This window comes from Leucobacter weissii, from assembly GCF_017565745.1.
In the GTDB taxonomy this organism is placed as follows: domain Bacteria; phylum Actinomycetota; class Actinomycetes; order Actinomycetales; family Microbacteriaceae; genus Leucobacter; species Leucobacter weissii.
Window position 1 is genome coordinate 1 of record NZ_JAGDYM010000025.1, and the last position, 4,887, is coordinate 4,887.

Annotated in this window: 3 protein-coding genes; 1 reads left to right on the top strand and 2 read right to left on the bottom strand. The window is 66.0% G+C overall.

All coding sequences use genetic code 11. The features are described from left to right. Positions 1-93 precede the first annotated feature (93 nt). Both J4H92_RS15870 and J4H92_RS15145 read right to left on the bottom strand, forming a co-directional pair. On the bottom strand, positions 94-384 hold the full coding sequence (locus J4H92_RS15870; RefSeq protein ID WP_424960877.1) for a DUF6611 family protein: 291 nt from the start codon (positions 382-384) through the stop codon (positions 94-96). Between the two features lie 288 nt (positions 385-672). Further along, positions 673-1,779 carry a DNA cytosine methyltransferase gene (locus J4H92_RS15145; RefSeq protein ID WP_208099011.1) on the bottom strand — a complete coding sequence of 369 codons (1,107 nt, stop codon included), beginning with the start codon at positions 1,777-1,779 and terminating at the stop codon, positions 673-675. A 281-nt stretch (positions 1,780-2,060) separates the two neighbouring features. Between J4H92_RS15145 and mobF the strand changes: the two genes are divergently transcribed. Continuing rightward, positions 2,061-4,887, top strand: a 2,827-nt coding sequence (gene mobF, locus J4H92_RS15150) for a MobF family relaxase (protein WP_208099012.1), incomplete at its 3' end; no start/stop codon positions are given.

Sequence of the window (4,887 nt, forward strand, 5' to 3'; positions counted from 1 at the left end):
TCACCGGCAAGGACGCTCAGCACGATCCTTGTCTTCTTCTCCACCGGAATCTGGGGTGGTCTTCCCATGTCGGACTCTCCGTTCAGGACTCAACTAACAGCCCTGCCACATAGTCTGACGCGCGACATCAGGAGACGCGCCAACCGCGATAAGCACAAGCCACAGCAGCAGACCCATGCTCAGGGCCGCCGGCACGAAAGCACTCGCCAACCGTGCCCAGAACCGTTCACGCTCCGACGACACCGGCGAATACACGACCAGGCGGGACGTCCCCACACCGTGACGCGCGACAGTGTGACAAACGGATCCCCAGCGCACGGGTCGCGGCAACCGGGAACCGCTGGGCTGTCGCGACCGGCCAGCTGTGGGACTTACACGAGACATGCACTGATGCTCACCCGCTCACGGGACCACCGCGAGAGCGCCATACGGAGCCCATGCAGCAAACCGGCAGATCACCGCGGTTCGCTAACGCATTCCCAACACTAACGCCCCCGTTTACCGGGCACATCCGACCCATCAAACGCCCGAGCACCGCGCCGCAGGGGGCAGCCGGAGCCGCTGATCGTTCCCAATCCGTACGGATCGAGCGCGATATCGGCAGCAGCTTCGCCATGCTCCGCGTCGGTGAGCATGCTGGCAACAAGCAGGTCCTCACAGTGCTGGTGTATCTCAGAAGTTGAGCATCTTCCGGGCCGTTCCCAAAGCCGCGACAGCTTGCCTCGGGAGAACACCGTTCCCGAGCGACGCAAGTTGTTGGTTGGCGGTCAGCCCATGACACGCATCGGTCACCCATCCGGCCGGTAGCCCCATAAGCCATTCGACGAACGGGGGCGCCGGACGCGGACCGGTCTTGTCGCTCAGAAGCGCCGGTGACGGAGCGGAGCGGCCAGTGATTCGCTCCCATCTGGTCACGGCTTCGGCGTATCGTCCCCAGCGTCGAAGAGCTGCCCGATCAACGACCACAGGCTCTCGGGCTCCTGGGTGCGCGGGTATCCGTGTGGTCCGTGGAGGGCGAGGTCGATAATCTGATGGCTCAGAGCGATCGTGCCCCGCCGTGCTTTCACCTGTTGCAGGGTCTCCCCGCCCCGAGACGCGTCCGACGCGAGTGGGGTCCGGAACAGCGCGGTGGGCGAGGATGAAGACCCGGTATCGGGGATGAGGTGCGCCGATAGCGGAAGCGGGTAAACCGATCCATTGCGCGTCATACCGGAGGTCGGCCAGGTCTCCCAAAACTGCTCCCGCTGCCCGAAGAGGTCGAGTTGCGGTTTCTCCCAAATGCCACGAATCGGATTCCACACTGCGAGAGGCTGCGTCGCTGGGGGTTGCGTCTTTGGGGTTGCGCTGCTCATCGTTGTCTCCTTCGGGAATCGCGCGGATCGCGGGTGCAGATAGCAGCCCGCGCACGTTCTCGATCACCACCCGTTCCGGTTGCAGAACGTCGATCGCTGCTGCCATGTGCGCCCAGAGTCCGGATCGAGTGCCGAGTTTCAGGCCGGCCATCTTCCCGACCGTGGATACGTCTTGGCAGGGGAACCCGCCGCAGAGGATGTCCACCGGCGGGACAGTGTTCCAGTTGATGGTGGTGATGTCGCCGAGGTTGGGGGCGTCGGGCCAGTGGTGGGAGAAGACGCGGGCAATGGGTTCGTTGATCTCAGAGAACCAGATCGTTTTCGCCCCGAAGACTTCCTCGACGGCGAGATCGAGTCCGCCGTAGCCGGAGAACAGCGACCCGACGCGTAGCGGCGCGGCCGGGTCGCTTGGAACCCTATTTGCCATCGGCGAGCCTCCTGGGTCGGTGATCCCCGGAGCCGTGATGCTGCTCCGAGCTGGTCACCAACGAGGTGCACGGTCGGCCCCACCGGCCTACGCCCAGGCCGCTCGCCACGACCCCGCGTGCCGCGCCCAGAAGTTCGCTCGTCTGACCCCTTCGCGGTTCGCTCGAACGGGTTGTCACGCGTCTTGCAAGCGAGGTTCGCGCCGTCGCGAAAGTCAACTCAGAGTTGACCGCGCTGTCGGGTGAAGGCGCTCACCTCCTCACCAAGACAGGACGGTGGGCGATGACGGTTTCGATGCGGGTGATGTCCGCCGGCGGCGGCTACAAGTACCTCCTGCGCACCGTCGCCACCGGTGACGGCGACCGGGTGCTCTCCACCCCGCTCACGAGGTACTACACGCAGGAAGGAACCCCGCCCGGGCGGTGGATCGGCTCAGCGGTTACCGCACTCGGCGGCGGTTCGATCACCGTTGGCGATGAGGTCACTGAGGTTCAGCTTCAACGGCTGATCGGGCAAGGCCGAGACCCGGTCACTGATCAGGCGCTTGGGAGTCCGTATCGGAAGTACCCGACCATGACCGAGCGGATCGAGCACCGCACCGCACGGCTCGACGCTGCCCTCCCCGTGACCGAGCGCGCCGAAGCCGTCGCCGCAATCGAGGCCGAGGAGAGCACGCGTGGGGTGCGGAAGGCGGTTGCTGGGTTCGACTTCACCTTCTCGATTCCGAAGTCCGCATCAGTGCTCTGGGCGGTGTCCGACGCGGGGACGCAATCGTTGATTGCGGAGGCGCATCATGCGGCGGTTGCGGAGATGGTTGCGTTCATCGAGCGAGAGGTTGCGGCAACCCGTGTCGGCGCGGCAGGACGCAATGGGGCGGTTGCGCAAGCCGATGTCTCCGGGGTGATCGCGACCGCGTTCGATCACTACGACTCTCGGGCGGGTGATCCGCATCTGCACACGCATGTGGTGATCTCGAACAAGGTGCAGACCGTCCACGACGGCAAATGGCGATCCCTCGACGGTCGCCCCCTGCACGCCGCCACCGTCGCGCTCTCCGAACTCCACGAAGCCGTGTTCGCTGACCACCTCACCCGCGCCTTCGGCGTGGAGTGGGAAGCCCGAGACATGGGACGCGACCGCAACCCCGCCTGGACGATCACGAAGGTGCCGGAGAGATTGGTGACCGAGTTCTCGTCCAGGTCCCGGCAGATCGATCAGGAGAAGAACCGGCTCATCGCCGAGTACGTCGCCCGCCACGGCAGACAACCATCGCTTGCGACGGTGATCAAGCTGCGCGCTCAGGCGACGTTGGCTACGCGGCCAGAGAAGCAGGTGCGGTCCCTCGCGGACCTCACGGGCGAGTGGCGGGAGCGAGCGTCGCACCTTCTCGGCGAGGACGCCACCCGCTGGGCTCGCACCGTCACCGCGAACGACGCCCCGCTGTTGCTGCGCGCGGATGACGTGCCGTTGGACGTGATCGACTCCCTCGGGCACAGCGTGGTTGAGGCAGTTGGTGAGAAGCGGTCGACCTGGCGGAAGTGGAACCTCACCGCCGAGGTCGCACGCCAGACCATGCCCTACCGATTCGCGACCACGCAGGATCGTGAAGCGATCGTCGGAATGGTCGTCGATGCCGCCGAACGAGCCTCGATTCGGCTGACCCCGCCGGAACTGGCCTCGAGCCCTGCCGTGTTCCGCAGGTCTGACGACACCAGCAGGTTCCGGCCAGTGGGATCAACGGTCTACTCGTCGCCGGGCATCCTCGCCGCTGAAGACCGGCTCCTCAACCGCGCCCGCAACGTCACTGCTCCCGTCGTGCCGGTCGAGTCCATCGAGAAGGTCACCCGACGCCCGGACCGTGAGGGGCGATTCCTCAGTGACGATCAGGCCACGGCTCTCGCCGGTGTCGCAATCTCGGGGCGGGCGGTCGATGTGTTGGTCGGCCCGGCCGGCGCCGGGAAGACGACGGCGATGCGCGCGTTACGCACCGCGTGGGAGCGTGAGCATGGGCGCGGCTCTGTGGTCGGGCTCGCACCCTCCGCGGTCGCCGCGCAAGTCCTCGCCGATGATCTCGGCATTCCGGCGGAGAACACCGCGAAATGGTGGCAAGACCACCAGAACACAGGCGCATCGTTCCGGAAGGGTCAGCTCGTGATCGTGGACGAAGCCTCCCTCGCTGGCACCCTCTCCCTCGACCGGATCACAGAGCACGCGGTGGAGGTCAGTGCGAAGGTGCTGCTGGTGGGTGACTGGGCGCAACTGCAATCCGTCACTGCCGGCGGCGCGTTCTCCCTCCTCGTCCACGACCGCAACGATGCCCCCGAGCTGGTCGACGTGCACCGCTTCGTCAACGCTTGGGAGAAGACCGCCTCCCTCGACCTCCGCCACGGCCGCCCCGAAGCCATCGACGCCTACGCCGAGCACGACCGCATCACCGGGGGCGATACCGAGGCGATGATCGACGCCGCCTACACCGCGTGGCGCACCGACACTCTGGCGGAGGTCTCGACGGTGCTGATCGCAGACTCGAACGACTCCGTCTACGCCCTGAACCAGCGTGCTCGCGCCGACCTGATCCTCGACGGCACCGTGGACGCCCGACGCGAAGTCCCCCTCCAAGGAGAGAGCCGTGCAGGTGTCGGCGACACGATCATCACCCGCAAGAACGACCGCCGCCTCCACACCCCGCGCGGATGGGTACGCAACGGCGACCGCTGGACCGTGATCGACATCCGAGACGACGGATCACTCACCGCCCGCCGCGCCGACAGCCGCGGCACCGTGACCCTCCCGGCCCACTACGTCTCGGATCATGTTGATCTGGGTTACGCCGTGACGGCGCATAGGGCGCAAGGCATCACGACCGACACCTCCCATGTGCTTGTTGATCCGTCTACGACGAGGGAGAACCTATATGTCGCCATGACCCGCGGCAGATACGCGAACCTCGTCTACGTCGCCACCGACCGCCCTGACGACAACTGTCCCGCGTCAAGTAGTTGGCAGGATTTCTTCTCGTTCGAAGTTGGGGATGGTGGGGTCGGCCAGGCCCAGGTGCACCTCCATTGGCCGGTTCCAGGAGATCGCCTCGTGCGGGCGGATCTCGTTG